At 74.2% G+C, this 16136-nt stretch carries 14 protein-coding genes and 2 pseudogenes; 11 read left to right on the top strand and 5 right to left on the bottom strand.

Going from position 1 to position 16136, the window contains the following annotated elements:
- Positions 1-56: 56 nt before the first annotated feature.
- The 3 genes from ACWGE1_RS33110 to ACWGE1_RS33100 are packed head-to-tail and all read left to right on the top strand — an operon-like array spanning position 57 to position 7047.
- Complete coding sequence (locus tag ACWGE1_RS33110; RefSeq protein ID WP_453424147.1) at positions 57-1217, top strand: ATP-binding protein; 1161 nt, start codon at positions 57-59, stop codon at positions 1215-1217.
- Positions 1214-5134, top strand: coding sequence for a vWA domain-containing protein (locus ACWGE1_RS33105; protein ID WP_453424146.1), 3921 nt, complete (start codon positions 1214-1216; stop codon positions 5132-5134). The genes ACWGE1_RS33110 and ACWGE1_RS33105 overlap by 4 nt, the downstream gene beginning before the upstream one ends.
- The gene (locus ACWGE1_RS33100) at positions 5131-7047 is read left to right on the top strand and encodes a hypothetical protein (protein ID WP_453424145.1); all 1917 of its coding nucleotides are present in this window, start codon (positions 5131-5133) and stop codon (positions 7045-7047) included. Before ACWGE1_RS33105 ends, ACWGE1_RS33100 begins: the two co-directional genes overlap by 4 nt.
- Before the next feature lie 27 nt (positions 7048-7074).
- On the opposite strand, the gene ACWGE1_RS33095 is transcribed toward ACWGE1_RS33100, so the two are convergent.
- Positions 7075-7557 carry an HAD domain-containing protein gene (locus tag ACWGE1_RS33095; RefSeq protein ID WP_453424144.1) on the bottom strand — a complete coding sequence of 161 codons (483 nt, stop codon included), beginning with the start codon at positions 7555-7557 and terminating at the stop codon, positions 7075-7077.
- Between the two features lie 73 nt (positions 7558-7630).
- Here ACWGE1_RS33095 and ACWGE1_RS33090 point away from each other — a divergent pair, with 73 nt between their 5' ends.
- From ACWGE1_RS33090 to ACWGE1_RS33075, 4 genes are all read left to right on the top strand, one after another.
- A complete protein-coding gene (locus ACWGE1_RS33090; protein WP_453424143.1) occupies positions 7631-8350 on the top strand; it encodes an MOSC domain-containing protein in 720 nt (239 codons plus the stop codon).
- 51 nt (positions 8351-8401) lie between these two features.
- Positions 8402-8908 carry a hypothetical protein gene (locus ACWGE1_RS33085; RefSeq protein ID WP_453424142.1) on the top strand — a complete coding sequence of 169 codons (507 nt, stop codon included), beginning with the start codon at positions 8402-8404 and terminating at the stop codon, positions 8906-8908.
- 263 nt (positions 8909-9171) lie between these two features.
- Complete coding sequence (locus tag ACWGE1_RS33080) at positions 9172-9315, top strand: hypothetical protein (protein ID WP_453424141.1); 144 nt, start codon at positions 9172-9174, stop codon at positions 9313-9315.
- A gap of 97 nt (positions 9316-9412) precedes the next feature.
- Positions 9413-9886, top strand: a complete 474-nt coding sequence (locus tag ACWGE1_RS33075; protein WP_453424140.1) for a DUF5959 family protein — start codon at positions 9413-9415, stop codon at positions 9884-9886.
- A gap of 171 nt (positions 9887-10057) precedes the next feature.
- Here the strand turns inward: ACWGE1_RS33075 and ACWGE1_RS33070 are convergent, their stop codons facing one another.
- Positions 10058-10378 carry a hypothetical protein gene (locus ACWGE1_RS33070; RefSeq protein WP_453424139.1) on the bottom strand — a complete coding sequence of 107 codons (321 nt, stop codon included), beginning with the start codon at positions 10376-10378 and terminating at the stop codon, positions 10058-10060.
- Positions 10379-10670: 292 nt separating this feature from the next.
- Here ACWGE1_RS33070 and ACWGE1_RS33065 point away from each other — a divergent pair.
- Positions 10671-11257: pseudogene (locus ACWGE1_RS33065) on the top strand (IS5 family transposase); the annotation flags it as partial.
- An 89-nt stretch (positions 11258-11346) separates the two neighbouring features.
- Here the strand turns inward: ACWGE1_RS33065 and ACWGE1_RS33060 are convergent.
- The gene (locus ACWGE1_RS33060) at positions 11347-11802 is read right to left on the bottom strand and encodes a hypothetical protein (RefSeq protein WP_453424138.1); all 456 of its coding nucleotides are present in this window, start codon (positions 11800-11802) and stop codon (positions 11347-11349) included.
- A 208-nt stretch (positions 11803-12010) separates the two neighbouring features.
- Between ACWGE1_RS33060 and ACWGE1_RS33055 the strand changes: the two are divergent.
- Positions 12011-12163: pseudogene (locus tag ACWGE1_RS33055) on the top strand (IS5/IS1182 family transposase); the annotation flags it as partial.
- Between the two features lie 9 nt (positions 12164-12172).
- Here ACWGE1_RS33055 and ACWGE1_RS33050 read toward each other — a convergent pair.
- Entirely contained in the window at positions 12173-12373 is a 201-nt protein-coding gene (locus tag ACWGE1_RS33050) for a hypothetical protein (RefSeq protein WP_453424137.1), read from the bottom strand.
- 279 nt (positions 12374-12652) lie between these two features.
- Here ACWGE1_RS33050 and ACWGE1_RS33045 point away from each other — a divergent pair, with 279 nt between their 5' ends.
- The gene (locus ACWGE1_RS33045; protein WP_453424136.1) at positions 12653-13321 is read left to right on the top strand and encodes a hypothetical protein; all 669 of its coding nucleotides are present in this window, start codon (positions 12653-12655) and stop codon (positions 13319-13321) included.
- On the opposite strand, the gene ACWGE1_RS33040 is transcribed toward ACWGE1_RS33045, so the two are convergent.
- Positions 13305-14960: a carboxylesterase/lipase family protein gene (locus ACWGE1_RS33040; protein WP_453424135.1), complete on the bottom strand. Its 1656-nt coding sequence runs from the start codon at positions 14958-14960 to the stop codon at positions 13305-13307. The genes ACWGE1_RS33045 and ACWGE1_RS33040 overlap by 17 nt on opposite strands.
- A 167-nt stretch (positions 14961-15127) precedes the next feature.
- Between ACWGE1_RS33040 and ACWGE1_RS33035 the strand changes: the two genes are divergently transcribed.
- Positions 15128-16136 (top strand): hypothetical protein (locus ACWGE1_RS33035; RefSeq protein ID WP_453424134.1); only part of this gene is annotated, 1009 nt, incomplete at its 3' end.

The raw sequence follows: 16136 nt of genomic DNA, 5'->3' as shown, positions 1-16136 counted from the left end.
GCCCACAGGTGCGCCGCGCCCCGAACCACCCCCGTCACACATTCCAGAGGAACCCGATGACCGTCACCCAGGAATCCACCCCGGCCGCCCGGCAGGTGCTGCCCGCAGAAGAGCGGTACGCCGCCGAACTCGCCTTCCTCGCCGCCCAGGACCCCGGCCCGCGGCCGCCGGGCTGGGCCCTGACCCCGCGCGCCGTCGTCACCTTCGTCTGCGGCAGCGACGGCGCCGAACTGGCCCTGCCGGGGCGCCGCCGCGCCGGGCTCCCCGCCAAGCTGGCCATCGCCCCCAAGTTCGTCGGCGAACGGGCCCTCGTGGAGCGCTGCGTCGTCACCCTCGCCGGAGAGCGCGGCCTGCTCCTCACCGGCGAGCCCGGCACCGCCAAGTCGATGCTGTCCGAGCTGCTGGCCGCCGCCGTCAGCGGCACCAGCGCCCTCACCGTGCAGGGCACCGCCGGCACGACCGAGGACGCCTTCCGCTACGGCTGGAACTACGCACTGCTGCTCGCGCAGGGGCCGAGTACGGGAGCGCTGGTCGACTCCCCGGTGCTCTCCGCCATGCGCACCGGGCGCGTCGTCCGCGTCGAGGAGATCACCCGCTGCCTTCCCGAGGTACAGGACGCGCTCGTCTCGATCCTGTCCGACCGGCGGCTCAGCGTGCCCGAACTGACCGCCACCGAGGACGCCGTGGTCTCCGCGGCCCCCGGCTTCACCGTCATCGCCACCGCCAACCTGCGCGACCGCGGCGTCTCCGAGATGTCCGCCGCCCTCAAGCGCCGTTTCAACTTCGAGACGGTCGCCCCGATCGCCGACGCGGACGCCGAGGCCACGCTGATCCGCCGCCAGGCCGTCGCCGCCGTCCAGCGGGCCGGCGCCGCCTTCGGAGTCGACGACGCGGTGCTCGACGCCCTCGTCACCGTCTTCCGCGACCTGCGCTCCGGACGCTCCGCCGAGGGCTGGGACGTGGAACGCCCCGGTACGGTCATGTCCACCGCCGAGGCCGTGCAGGTGGCGGCCTCGCTCGGGGTGGCCGCCGCGTACCTGCCGGGCGGGGACGTCCTGGACCTGCTTCCGGGGCACCTGCTGGGCGTCGTGCGCAAGGACGACCCGGCCGACCACGGACGGCTGCTGGGGTACTGGGACGGCCCGGTGCGGCGCCGCGCCGAGGACGGTTCCGCCATGTGGCGCCGCCTCTGGGACCTGCGCGGGAGCCTGCGTTGACGCACACCGACCCGCGCGCCGCGGTGGACGCCCTCGCCGCGACCCGTGAGCCGTACCTCATCGGGGTCCGCCACCACAGCCCCGCGCTGGCCGTGGTGGTACCCGCCCTGCTCGACGCCTCGGGCGCGGACGTGGTCTGCGTCGAGCTCCCAGCGGAGTTCCAGCCCTGGCTGGAGCACCTCGCAGACCCGGAGACGGTCGCCCCGGTCGCCCTCGCGGGCACCGGGGAGGACGGCCGCCTGGCCTTCTACCCGTTCGCGGAGTTCTCCCCGGAACTGGCCGCGATCCGCTGGGCCCGCCGGTCCGGCGCGGCCGTCGTCTGCTGCGACCTCCCGCTGTCCGACCGCGGCTGGACCGGTCGGGACGCGGCGCCGGACCCGTCCCCGGGCCCGTCCCCGGACGCCTCCCCGGACGGGGATGCGGACGCGGAGGCGCGTCCCGGCAGGACCTTCGCGGACGCCCTCACCGCCGCCGGCACCGGCCGGGACGGTGACGACCTGTGGGACCGCGCCGTCGAGGTGCTGGCTCCCGGCTGCACGCCCGACGCCGTACGCCGGGCCGCCCTCGGCGTCGGCTGGGCCCTGCGCGCGGACGCACCGGCCGTGCCCGCGACGGACCTGGCCCGCGAGGCCCACATGCGGGCCGTGATCGCCGACGCCACCGCGGGCGGCCACCGCGTGGCCGCGGTCATCGGCGCCTTCCACGCCCCGGCCCTCGTGGCGCCGACGCAGGGGCTGGCCGTGGCCGGTCCGGCGACCCCGGCCCCCGCAGACGGGGCGCCCGTACCCACGCCCGACGTGGCCGCTCCGGCGCTCCCGGCCGTTCCGGAGGCGGTCGCCGCAGGGGCGCCCGCCTCCGTGCAGGGCCCGGACGGCGGCGATGATGCCGCCGGTCTGCCGGGTGCCGGCCCGGGCGCGCCCGGGGCGGGCGCCGCCAAGGCGTCCGTCCCCGCGCAGGGCGGCGGCCGTGGCGATGACCCGGCCGCGGTCCCGAGCCGCCGTTCGGGTACGGCTGCCGCTTCCGGCCCGGCCCCGGCGGCAGCGGCGGCCGCGGCCGTCACCTCCTTCGTGCCGTACTCCTTCGACCTGCTCGACTCCCGCTCCGGATACCCCGCCGGGATCCGGGACCCCCGCTGGCAGCAGGCCGTCCTCGAAGCCGGCGGCGACCCCGGGCTGGTCCGCGAGGCCGCCTCCGTCGCCGTCACCGGGCTCTGCCGGGAGCTGCGCCGCGCCGGGCACACCGCAGGCACCGGCGAGGCCGCCGAGACCCTGCGGCTCGCCTGCGACCTCGCCGCCCTGCGCGCACTTCCCGCACCGGGCCGCGGCGAGCTCCTCGAAGCCGTCACCACCGTCCTCGGCCAGGGCGAACCGCTCGGCCGGGGCCGGGCGCTGGCCCGCGCCCTCGAGGCCGTGCTCGTCGGCACCGCCCGCGGCCGGATCACCCCGCACGCCCCCCGCTCCGGCCTCGGCCCCTCCGTCGAGGCCGAACTCGCCGAGCTGCGGCTGCCGTCGCCCGAGGACCCCGCGCCCCGCGAGATCCGCCTCGACCCGCTCCGCTCCGCCCTGGACGGCCGCCGCGAGGTCCTGCTGCAACGGCTCCTCGTGTGCGGCGCCTCCTACGGCGAGCCCCTCACCGTCGCCACCACCGGCGACGGCACCGCCCTCGGGACCAAGTGGCGGCTGTCCTGGACGCCTTCCGTCCCGGCCCGGCTGGACCTCGCCGGGGTGCGCGGGGTCACCGCCGCCCAGGCGGCCGCGGGCACTCTGCGCGACACCGCCCGCCGGGCCGCCGCCGACGGAGGGCCGACCCCGCCGCAGATCCTCGCCGGGCTGGCCGCCGCCGCGCGGTGCGATCTGCCCGAACTGGTCGACGTACGCCTCCACGAGGCGGCCACCGCCCTGCCGCAGACCGCGACCCTGCCCGAACTCCTCGACGCCCTCGACCTCCTGGAGGCCCTCCACCGCGGCCACCTGCCCGGCACCTGCGCCGCGTCCCGGGCCGCCTCCGCCACCCTCGCCGGTGACCTCCTCGAAGCGGCCGTGCGCTGCCTGCCCGGCCTCGCCGGGAGCGAGGACCCCGCCGACGCGGCCGCCCTCGTGGCCCTCGCCGACCGCGCCGCAGCCCACCACCTGGGCCTGCGCACGGACGACGCCCTCGCCGCCCTGGCCGCCTCCGCGTCCCCGCTGATGCAGGGCGCGGCCCTGGCCGTACGGGTCCTCCTCGACCTCGACCCGGCCGCGGAGCTCGGCGGCCGCGCCGCCGGATGGATCGACAGCGCGGGCACCGCCGACAGCCGGCGCGCCCTGACCCGGCGGCTCGGGGGACTCCTCACCGCAGCGGGCCCCCTGCTGCAGTCCTCCCCGGCGGCCCTCACCCCGCTCCTCGACCGCGTCGAACACCTCGCCGACCAGGACTTCCTCGACCGGCTGCCCGCTCTGCGCGGAGGCTTCGACGCCCTCTCGCCCGCCGCCCGCGGCCGACTGCTGGACACCGTCACCGAGCGGCTCGGCGACCGGATCGACCTCGCGCTCGACGCATCACCCGCCCTGCTCGCGCTCTGGGCCGCCGCCGACGCGGCCGGACTCGCCGCGCTCAAGGCGCTCCCGCTGCCCGGAACACCGTCCGAGGCGGACGCACCGGACGTACCGGACTCACCGGACGCACCGGACACGTCGGACACGTCGGATGCATCGGGTGCATCGGACCAGTCCCAGGCCCCCGCCCCCGAGGCCCCCGAGCCCTCCGGCGGCCCCGTCGTTCCGGGACCGCGGGCCCCCCGGGCCGACGGCGCGCGGATCGCCCCCGCCGACCGCTGGCGGCTGCTCCTCGGCCGCGAACGCGACCGGCTCCCCGCGGGCGCCCGCCGTTACGCCCACGCGCTGGACGAGCTGTACGGCGCCGGGCGCGGCGAGGGCGCCTCCGACGTCGGCTCCGGCCAGGGCCCCGGCCAGGGCGGCGGCCAGGAGGCATCCTTCCCCACCGCCCGGGAGTGGTCCGAGGAGCTGGAGGCGCTGTTCGGCGCCGACGTACGGGAGGAGGTGCTGGCGGGAGCGGCCGAAGTGGGCCGTACCGACGTGCTCACCCAGCTCGACCCGGCGGCCGTACGGCCCTCCGTGGAACTGCTGAGCTCCGTACTGTCCCTCGCCGGCGGGCTGCCGGAGGCTCAACTCGCCCGGCTGCGCCCCCTGGTGAAGAGGCTCGTCGACGAACTGGCCAAGGAGCTGGCCACCCGGATGCGCCCGGCCCTCTCCGGGCTCGCCACCCCGCGCCCCACCCGCCGTCCCGGCGGCAGGCTCGACCTGGCCCGCACCCTGCGCGCCAACCTGGCGCACACCCGGCGCCGGGCCGACGGCACCGTGGTCGTCGTCCCGGAGCGGCCCGTCTTCAGCACCCGGTCGAGCCGCGAGGCCGACTGGCGGCTGATCCTGGTCGTCGACGTCTCCGGCTCCATGGAGGCATCCGTCATCTGGTCGGCCCTGACCGCGGCCGTGCTGGGCGGCGTACCGACCCTGTCCACCCACTTCCTCGCCTTCTCCACCCAGGTCGTGGACCTCACCGACCGGGTCGACGACCCGCTCTCCCTGCTGCTGGAGGTCCGTGTCGGCGGCGGAACGCACATCGCCGCCGGTCTCGCGCACGCCCGCTCCCTGATCACCGTCCCGAGCCGCACCCTCGTCGTCGTGGTCAGCGACTTCGAGGAGGGGGCGCCGATCGGCGGGCTCCTCGGCGAGGTCCGCGCGCTGGCCGCCTCCGGTGCCCATCTGCTGGGCTGCGCCGCGCTCGACGACGAGGGGACGCCCCGGTACTCGGTTCCGGTCGCGCGGCAACTCGTGGCGGCGGGCATGCCCGTGGCCGCCCTCAGTCCCCTCGCCCTCGCCCGCTGGGTGGGCGACCGCCTCCGTGGAGAGTCCCGTTGAGCACCGAACTGCCGCCCGTCGCCCCCGAGGTGCTCGCCGAAGCCGTCGAGAACCTCACCCCCCGCCTGCGCAAGAAGCTGGACGCCGCCACCGAGGGCTGCGCGGCGGGTGCCGTCCACGGGGCGGACGGCACCGTCACCTTCCGCTTCGGCGAGGACGCCCTCGTCACCCTGCGCCCCGGTCCGGCAGGTGCGATCACCTCGGCGGAACAGGCCACGTGCAGCTGCCTGCTGGCGCCCCGCTGCCTGCACCGGGCCGCCGCGCTGGGCGCGGGCCCGCTCGCGGACATGCCGCCGGAGCCGGTGGCCGGGCCCGGGCCCGGGCAGGAGCCGAATCCGGAGTCCGCCACGGCCACCGCCACCGCCACCGCCACCGCCACGGCGACGGCCACGGCGACGGCGACGGCGACGGCCACCGGGATCGGGGAGCCGTCGGAACCCACTGAGCCGGCGGAGCCCGCCCCGGTGCTCACCAAGGCCCAGCTGGGCGCCGCGGCCGCCCTCTGGCACGTGGCCGCCGAAGCCCTCGCCGCCGGAGTCACCGCCGGGGGAGCGGTGGTCCAGGCCGAACTGCTGCGCTCCGCGCACACCGCCCGCCTCGCCGGGCTGCCGCGCGCCGAAGCGGCCGCCCTACGGGTCGTACGCGGCCTGCGCGCCGCCCGCGAACGGCGTGCGGGCCAGCGGCTCGGCGAGCTCACCGGAGCCTTCCGCGAACTCCTCCACACCGCCGGAGTACTGGCCTCCGGCTCCGCCGACCCGGCACTCACCGGCACCGTCCGCCGCGCCTACGCGCCGGGCGGCAGCCTCCAGGTGCAGGGCCTGTGCCGGGAACCCGTGCTCTCCGCCACCGGATACGGCGGAGTGGTCACCCACCTGCTGGCCCCGGACGGCTCCCGCTACTCGGTCTCCGACGTCCGGCCCGGCGGCCTCGCCCGGGCCCGCGGTGCCGGTTCCGCCTCCGTCGCCCTCGGCGGCGCCGCCCTCGACCACGCCGGCCTCGCCCGCGGTGGCCTGCGCATCGTCGGCGCGACGGTCTCCCCGGAAGGCCGGCTCGGCGCCGGACGCGGGGTCAGGGCGACCCCGCTGCCCGGCATCGCCTGGACCGAACGGCCCGCGGCGCAGCTCTTCGCCCGCCCGGCGGCGGAGGCCGTCGCCGAGCTGCTGGCCGATCCGGACGGGGCCGAGTCCACGCTGCTCGGCTGTGATGTCACGGTCGTGGGCGCGGCCGGGGACCACCTCCTCGTCCGCGAGACGCGCCCGGACGCACCCCTGCTGCGGCTGCGGCCCGCACACCCGCACCCTGAGCTGGCGCACACGGAGAACCTGCGCCGCATCGCCTCGTACCCCGGACTCCAGCTGCGCGTCCTGGGCCGCCCCGACCTGGACCGCGCCGCCACGCTGCGCCCCCTGGCCGTCGGCCCGGTGCCGGGCGCCGAGTACACGCTGCGGTTGCCCGAGGAATGGCTGGGCCGGGCCGACCTCGGCTACGACCGCCTCCAGGGCATGCACTTCCCGGCGGGTGCCGTCGCCCCCGTACCGCTCCCGGCGGCCGACGGCCCGGACCCGCTGGCCGACTCCCCGCTGTGGCGGGTGCGCCGTCTCCTGGAGACCGGGGTCGCGGGGGGCCGCCGAGCCGTCGCCGAGGCGGCCCGCGGCACGGCGTCCCTGGCCTCGGCCTCGTACGCACCGCTGCGCCGGGCCGGGCTCACCGCTGCGGCGGAGCTGGCCGCCGCCCTTGCCGCCGAGGCGGACCGCCGTCCCCGCGACGTATTCGGCCGCCTGGCCGACCCCTCGCCGGACGGCTACGCGTGGGCCTGGCTGGCCGCGGCCACCCACCTGGCAGCGGCGGAACGTTCCCTGATCGCCGCCTCCTGGGCGGCCGACCCGAGCGCGACCACGCCCGCGGCCTGCTGAGGTAGTCCCCGTCCGGCGGGGGCGTGGCTACTGCGGGCGCAGCCACGCCCGCAGTACGCCGAGGTCCGCCTCGGTCAGGCCCTGTCCCGGATCGACCCGGTGCAGGAGCGCCCGGCCGGGGTGGTGGGCGGCCACCCAGGCCCGGTCGGCGCTGCTGATCTCGTCGTCGACCCAGATGAAGGGGCGTCCGGCCGCGTGCTCGACGAGGGTGGGGGTCTTCCAGTGGATCCCGCCCCGTCCGACCTCGTCGGACGGCTCCGGCCAGTCCACCACGGGCAGCTCCGGCAGTCCGAGCCGGGGCGCCACGCACTCGTTCGCCTCCGGCCCCCAGGTCGTGGCCCACACCAGCTCGCACGGCAGGGCCGCGAGCCCGGGCCCGAGCGTGGCATCGACCCGGGCGAGCAGCGGATTCGCGCTGCCGTCGCCGGGCGGGTACGGGCCGGCCCCGAAGGGGATGAACGGACCGTCGACATCGAGATAGAGCAGCGGGAGCGGGGTGGACAGGGTCATGGGACCACCGTAGTCCGGCCGTGAGTCCGCCCGGCCGAAGGAAGAACGATCTTGGTGCGCTAGCGTCGGTCCGGTGGCTGACAACGTGGGCGTGACCGAGCGGATTTGGCGGTATCCGATCAAGTCGACCGGAGGTGAACTGCTGCACAGCGCGGAGGTCGACGAGCGCGGCCTGGTGGGTGACCGCCTGTACGCCGTGCGCGACGCGGAAGGGAAGTTCGGCTCGGGCAAGAACACCCGGCGCTTCCGGCGGATGGACGGCCTGCTCCACCTGAGATCCCGCTGCCCGCGGAACACGCCGGGGCCGGGCCGACCGGAACTGCTCGACCCGCACGGGAACGTGGTGGCCGACCCGACGGCGTACCTCCGTTCCTACCTGGGCCGTGACGATGTCGAGCTGGCCCGCGAGGGGGAGATCTCCCACTTCGACCAACTGCCGCTCAGCGTCCTCACCACGGCCACCCTCGACTGGGTGCGCGCCGGGATACCGGACGTCCCCGTGGACGAACGCCGGTTCCGCCCGAACCTCCTCGTGCGCACCCCGCCCGGCACCCCACCCTTCGTCGAGGACCGGTGGATCGGACGCAACGCCCTGGTGGGGGACACCCTCCGCATCGAGTTCCTGCGCGCCAGCGAGCGCTGCGTGATGACCAACCAGGCCCAGCAGGACCTTCCGCACTCGCCGCTGATCCTGAGGGCGATCGCCCGGGCGCACGACAACCGGCTCGACGTGCTCGCCGGGATCGTGACACCGGGAACGGTCCGGGTCGGGGACCCTCTCGTGCTCGTCTGAGAGCACGGGCCGAGTCGAGCCGACGTGGGACGGCTCTGGCAGGATGACGCAATGTTCGATTTCGGCATCGCGGGCTACCGGCCTCCGTGGTTGAACCACCGCCGCGACATCGTGCGGGAGCACGGGGATCGCCTGCGCGGTCTCGTCGGCCGAACCCTGACGGGCGTCTGGGTGGTCTGGGACCGTCAGGACGACGAGTGGTTCTGCGACTGCCCGGTCCTGTTCGACTTCGAGGGCGAGCGGGTCGAGATCAATCATCACAAGTTCGACGATCTCGCGCTGACGTGGAACACGATCGACCCGGGCGCCCCGGTCCGGTGGTCCGGCTTCGACCTGCAGTGGCGTGCCGATCCCCTTCCCGAACTGCAGGCACTGCGCGGCCTGGAGCTCAAGGCGGTCGAGCTGCTCGAGTGGACCGGGCGGGACATGGCCCGGGGGAGCGTCGATGTCGGCTTCGTCTTCGAGACGGGTCGGGTGACCGTCTTCAACGCCCTCGACGAGAACGGCCTGAGCTTCGCCCCACCCGACCGCCACCAGCGCCCTCACCCGCTCCACTGAGTTCACGTCGGCCACCCCGGCTCCATCATGCCGGCCCCGGACAACAGCGTCGGTCTCATCGCGACGACGTACGAATCGGGTTCAGGCGTGTACCCGGTACGCGACCCCCGACCCCGTTCCATCCCCGGGCGCCGTGCGCCTTGCGTGTCAGTGCCACTCGCTATCGTCCACGCCATGGCCTCGAGTGATCACCTGCTTGACCTGATCCGGCACACCCCGGAGATCGATCGGCTGCTGCGGCCGCAGCCCTGTCGCTTCGTGTCGTGCCCGTCGCCGACCTCGTCGTCCGACTGCAGGAGGCTGCCGCACGGACCGAGCCCGACCACGTGGTGACCACGGAGGACGGGGAGGCTTACGACCCGCTGTTCGGTGAGTACGCGGAGCCTCGCCACGGGGGCTGCCGCTGAACCACGACTCGTCGAGCGGACCTCCGGCCGGCCCTACAAGCCCGCCGACGATACGACATGATGCAGGCCAGCCCCTCACAAGAGAGCGAGACCAGCGGTGACTGAACCGGCCCCGGTGAACCTGATCGATGTGGGAGACGCGGACGGCAACCGCTGCATCGTCCGGGTGACCGGCCGCTACCGGCCCGGAGTGCTGACCGGTCACGACACTCTGCAAGCGGAAGTCCTGGTCTCCGCGAGCTTCGTCGATGCCAGGCTTGAGCTCTTCATGTTCCAGCAGGACCTCGACACCTGGCAGCGCGACCTGGCCCAGCTCGCACCGGGCAATGGTGCAACCATCGGTGGCGACCGCGGGCTGAGTCTCGACTTCTTCATGCTCGGGGACCGCACGTTGTCGTTGACGGTCCAGGACCCCGACCGCATGACCCTCGCGCTGGGGATCCGACCGCAGGAGACCTGGATCCAGGACCACCACCAGCGACTTGACCAGGTTCGAGCGACCTGGCCCAGCGAAGTCGTGCAGACGGCTCCCATGACCTACGAGTGGAGCTCCAACCGCAGCGGCTCATGACGCAGCGGCACCCGGAGTGCATCCAGTGCGGCGCCGAGTCCGAGGGCGTCACGAAAGTGGATCGCGGTGATCCCTCTGACCCCTCCCGGTAAACAGGTTTGTCCCGTTGGCAGTTGGAGCACCGGTCCGGGGCCGCTGGTGGAATGCCGGCTTTCGGCGCCGACCCCGAACTCACCTACCGCGTTCCGGGCCGTACACCTCGCGGGTCCGCTGGTCCGGTCCTGTGGGCAGGTACTCCAGGAGGACGGGCCCGGGGTAGAGGGCCGCGCTGTCCCAGCCGGCCGTCTCCTCGCCGATCAGGTAGCGGTACAGCCACCCGGCGAAGTTCATGGGGTGGCCGGTCCAGTCGCCCTCCGAGCCCTGGACCACTGTTCCATCGGGGTACCCGTGGACCTCGTGGGCCAGGAAGACGGCCGCTCCCTGGTCCGTGCCGGCAAGGGGGACGAGGCCGTCGGAGGTGCCGAAGGTGATCTGCGGGCGGTTGCAGATCACGCGGGGATCCTCGCCGGCTTCCAGGTCGTCGGACTCCCACGCCCGCGACTCGTTCCAGCCTTCCGCATCCGACCGGATCTGCTCGCTCAGGTTCGGCCGAGCATGTCGAATACGGCTTGCAGGTAGTCGGTCATGGCTGCTCAAGGGTGCTCGTAGGGAAGCGTCCAGGACAGCATCGCCCACCACCGTCGGCACGGCCGCAGTCCTCTTAGACGTCATCTCATTTGGTGAGTTGGACAGGCTGGCGGCCGTGGCGGGGATCGTTGAGCGGCTCGTGCCGGATGAGTTGTGGATGTTGTTCCAACGGGTGGTGCCGGAGGCGCCTTCGCGGCCGCAGGGCGGTGGCCGGCGTCGGCACAGTGATCGGGAAGTGCTGGCCGCGATCCTGTTCGTGGCCACGTCGGGCTGCACATGGCAGCAGTTGCCGAAGGCGTCGTTCGGGCCGTCGGGGGCGACAGCCCACCGGCGTTTCACCGAGTGGACGAAGGCACGGGTCTGGGCCAAGCTGCACCGCCTCGTCCTTGACGAGCTCGGCGCCCAAGGTGAGCTGGACTGGTCCCGCTGCGCGATCGACTCGGTGAACATGCGGGCCCTGAAAAGGGGGACCTGACGGGTCCGAATCCTGTCGACCGGGGCAAGTACGGCTCGAAGATCCACTTGATCACCGAGCGGACCGGTCTGCCCTTGTCCGTCGGTATCTCAGGGGCGAACGTGCACGACAGCCAGGCACTTGAACCCCTCGTCCGCGGCATACCGCCCATCCGCTCCCGCCGGGGACGCCGACGGCGCAAGCCCGGCAAGCTCCATGCAGACAAGGGCTATGACTACGTCCACCTGCGGAAATGGTTACGTCAGCGCGGCATCACACACCGCATCGCCTGCACCCTCATCTGCTACCGCCGACTCGCCAAATGAGATGACTTCCTAGGCCGGACCATCGGGCCGCTCAGCTGGGCATCGAGGAACCGTCACGCGTGGTTCGCGGCGTAGGGGGAGGCCGCGCGGTAGCAGGCGGAGTGGACGGTGAAGGCGAGCATCGGCTCCTTCCGCCCGCCCTGGAGGGCGGTGGCCTGTACCGAAAAGTGCTCCGTCTCGTTCACGGCGTAGATCTCGGGGTGCTGGTCCACGCTGTTGGTCTTGCCCTGCCTGATGATCTTCCAGCCATTCTCGCCAAGCGCCTGCCGCAGGGTCTCCATGCCGGTGTCGACCTGGTCGCCGGTCAGGCCGTACAGCGACCAGGAGTGGTCCATGGCGAAACGGTCGTCGGCGAACGTGTCGCATGGCGTGGCGCTCATGCCGGACTCCGTGACCCTGCCCTTGACCCCGGCCATCTCCAGCAGGCGGCTGGAGACCTCCCTCGTCTTCGTGCGCGCCGGGTCGGGATCCATCCGCACCGGCGTGTAGTTGAGTTGCGGGGTGTCCACCCCACACCCCACAGACAGCACCGACAGCGACGTGACGGCGACCGCAATGGCCAGAGCCCTCACACCCGAGACACCTCGGCGATCGACCGCGCGTCGTATGTCAACCACGTTGCACCTCGCCGCACCGCGCAGCGTCCACCCTGGCCTGATTTCGATGCTCAACGACTGATCTCTCCATTTGTCGGTGCGGCTCTCGGAGCCGCCATGAGTGGGCCGCCATCGCTGGACCATCGAATGCACCAGGGCCTGGCTCGCCGACTGCCGCCGACTCCACCGCCGCTACGAACGCAAAGCCGAACACTTCCTCGCCTTCACCAGCATCGCCTGCACCCTGATCTGCTCCCCCAGACTCGCCAAATGAGATGACCTCTTAGGAGTTGCGTTCCGCGGCGGCATGCCACCAGCCGGGCGGGGAGGGGGAAGTGATTTCGGCCGTGGGCTGGTCGGGATGCAGTCCGAGTGGACGTAGGGCGTCGGCGTGGATGCGGACGGTGAACCAGCCGTGCCAGTGGCCGTCCGGCCCGATGCCGCAGGACAAGTCGCAGTGGATGTCGCCGGGATCGAACGGCATCCAGTCGATGCCGCGGCCGCGCAGTCAGGCGCGGGCGGCCGCCATCGGGTGCAGGCGGCCCAGGTCTTCGTAGGTCGCGATGGTGACCCAGCAGTCGGTGCTCGATGTGTCCATGGCGACCATGATGGCGGGCGGGCGCGGAGATGTCATGGCCATTCGTCAGGGTGCGATGCGTGCGGTGGCCGTGGCCCCTGGCCCGTGTCGATGCGGGACGACTCCTGACCGCACGGTGGAACCCCGGCCGCCGCGAACGCCTCTTGATGGCCAAGGGGGATGGTCATGACAACGACAGCAGGGCCGGCAGGGCTCGTGATCGGACGGCTGGTGGTGGCGGGGCTCCTGTGCACCGCCCTGGCGGCGTGCGGGACCACACGGGCGGGCCAGGCCGCGCCGCCCGCCGGTGTATCCACGCTCGTTCCGGCCGAGTGCGATCTCGACGTGCCGACGGACGAGCAGACGGGCGCGTACGCCGGTCCGCCCACGGACGAGGAAACCGGTGCGTACGCCGGTCCGCCCACGGATCAGGAGACGGGCGGGTATGCCGGTCCGCCGACCGATCAGGAGACCGGTGCGTACGCGGGTCCGCCGACGGATGAGGAGACCGGTCCCTACGTGGGACCGCCGACCGACGGCGAGATGGCCAACGGCGGTGGTCCCTGCGGTCCGGCGGACTGGTTCGACATGACCCGCGACTTCACCGCCTACTACCTCAAGCACCGGTCCGCGGACGACGACGAGGTGGTCAAGGAGGCACGCGTCCGTAAGGTCCGCACGGTCGGCGAGGCGCGGATCACCTTCACCACACGGGAAGTGGGCAAGGGCCGCGGCGATGCCGCCCGCAGGATCTCCGCAGTGTTCGCCGCCTGGCGGCACGAGGTCTACGGGGACACGGGCACGGTGACGCTCCGGATCCCGGCCGACGGCGTGATCATCACCGAGCCCTGGTGATCCCGGGCCACCGCGCGTCCCAGAGCGCGCAGTGGTGTTCGGCCCGCGCGTCCACCGTACGGATCCCGTCCGCGCCCGGCGCCAGCGACAGGGTCGAGCCCGGCATCCGGTCGGCGCGCGGCCACCGCGGGGCTCCGGGCGCCGCCGGCACGCCGCTGCGGGCGAATGCGGTCCAGTAGCCGGTCATCCGGTCCGCGAGCCGTTGCTGCGGTTCGGTCAGCGGCGCGATCGTGAACAGGTAGGGCAGTTCGAAGCCGTGGGCGGCGCCGAAGGGCAGTTCGGGCAGCTCCGGCAGCCCGGTGAAGTTGGGCGCGCTCCGGTCGCTGAACCGGTACGCGTACACCGGTACGTGCCGGCCGAGCGCCGCCCCGTCCCGCAGCGTCGGGCAGATGAAGGACCCGTCGGTCAGTACGGTCGCCCACGCCACCGCCGGGGTCGGGAAGGCCGACACCGGATAGTCGGCCTCCACCGCGCGGGCCGTCGGCGTGTCGAAGGACAGCTCCAGCCGGGCCCGGTAGGCGGCCGCGTCGGGGATCGGATACGCCGCCAGGGTCTGCGCGAGGAAGAGGCGCATCTCGTCCCCGGTGGTGCCCTGGACGACCGGCACCCGGTGGAACCGGCCGGCCTCCAGTGCCCGCCGGGGCTCCAGCGGCAGCACGCCGTTGCCGTACGAGACCAGCGAGAAGCGCTGCATCAGTTCGGCGGTGGCCAGGGCGCCGGTGTCCAGCCGGCGCAGGCAGTCCAGCACCCCGCCGGGCCGGCTGCAGCCGAGCCGGGCCGCAGCCAGGGCCCCCTCCGCGACCGTGCGCCGCTCCGGTACGAAGGGCTCGTAGGTGCCGAGGCTGGGCAGCAGGGACCGAGGGGGCGCCGTGGTCGAGCACGAGCCGCTCTGCACGATCGCCCGGTGGAACAGGCCGGCCGAGGCCGGGGAGGTGAGGTGTGCGCAGACGCTGAGGGCGCCCGCCGATTCGCCGAAGACGGTGACGTTGTGCGGGTCCGCGCCGAAGCGTTCCGCGTTCGCCCGCACCCAGCGCAGCGCCGCCCGCTGGTCCGCGAGGGCGAAATCGGGGGCCCCTCCGAGCTCCGGATGACCGAACAGGCCGAAGACGCCCAGCCGGTAGTTCACGGTCACCACCACGACGCCGCCCCGCACCGCCAGGCGGTCGGGCCGGTAGACATCGCCCGCGCCGCTGAAGAAGCCGCCGCCGTGGAACCAGACCATGACGGGCCGCAGCCCACGGCTCCCGGCGGCGCGGCCCTCGGCGGCGTGGTCCCCGGCGGCGCGGCCCGCCGGAGCGGTGACATTGAGGTACAGGCAGTCCTCGGAGCCGGTCGGTCCGCCCGGCCCCAACGCGGGCAGCTGCACACAGCGCGAACCGGCGGCCCCGGCATCGCGCACACCCTCCCAGCGTGGCGCCGGCTCCGGCAGCCGCCAGCGCAGCGGGCCGATCGGCGCAGCGGCGAAGGGGATGCCCTCGAAGGTGTCGTACGCGCCGTGCCCGCGGCCCCGGACCGGCCCCCGGTCGGTGTCCACGACGGGCCGGTCCGTCCCGGACGAGGGCGCGGCGCCCAGCAGCAACAGCAGGAAGACGGGCAGCAGGAGCGCACAGCGACCACGGACCTGGCGAAAGTCGGGCACGGTCGACGCCCCTTCCCCGTGGGGTCCGGGTGGAGACCCCCGTTTGCCCGCCCCGAATGGCGCAGTGAGCGGAAGTGGCACTCAATGTAACAAAGCGTGCGCTTCCCGTGACGCACGATGACCGGCGCGCGATTGCGTAGACCCGCGCGTCGGCGAACGGAGCTTCCATGAATGACCCCATCACCCTCGCGGCGAAGCAGCGCGAAGACCGCCACGGGACCCCCGACCTCATATCACCGGACGAGCCGACCACGCCGCCCATGGGGACCCTGCTGGAGACGGCGGCCACCTGCCGTCCGGTCGAGGAGGTCACCGCACTCGTGAGCCTCCTCAAGGAGGGCGGCCCGCTGCCCGACGCCGGGCACGACGCGCTGCGCACGGCCGCCGTGACCGGACCCGTGCAGGACGTACGACGGATGGTCGCCCTCCTGGGCGAGTCACCGCACGAGGTGGCCGAGGCGGACATCACGCTGCGCGCCGCCGTCGGACGGTCCATCGAGGACGTCGCCCTGCTGGTGACCATCCTCGGCAAGGAGGACGCGGCCGGGGCGGAGCGGCAGCGACGTGCCCGACCCGCTGATCCGGCCGCCCGGCTCGGCGGCCCGTACGCCGAACCGCACGAGGAGCCCCGCGAAAAGCGGTACGAGGAGCCGTGCGAGCCCCCGTACGCGCAGCTGTACGACGCCCCCCACCAGGAGCCGCCCCGGCGCACCGCCGCCGTCGGCGCGCCCGCCGCCGCGCCACGGGACCGGGCGGCGCTGCGGCACGTCCTGCGCTGGCCGGTGGCGATCGCCCTGCAGGTGAGCGGCGCCCTGCACCTGCCGAACGACCTGACGGCCCTGCAGTCGGCGGCCCCCGTCGATTACCTCCCCCTCCTCGTCTCCGTGCTCTGCCTGGTGAGCGGCGCACTGGTGGTGCTCCGGGACACCACGGCGGTGTGGCGGGCGGGCGCGGTCACGGGGCTCGGTGTCGTCGCCCTGCACGTGCTCGGCGGTTCGCTGCGGTACGACCCGCTGGAGGGCGCGGTGGGCGGCACCCTGGCCTGGGCGGGGGGCACCGTCATGCTGTGCGCCGCGGCCGGCGCGGTCCTCGCCGGCCTCGCACTGAGGAACCACCGGGAGCCCTCGGCCGGCCCGGGGGCCGACCCGGCCGCCACGGCACCCCGCGCCCCGTGCG

This window comes from Streptomyces sp. NPDC054932, assembly GCF_053610205.1.
This window is presented reverse-complemented; position numbering and strand designations above follow the sequence as displayed.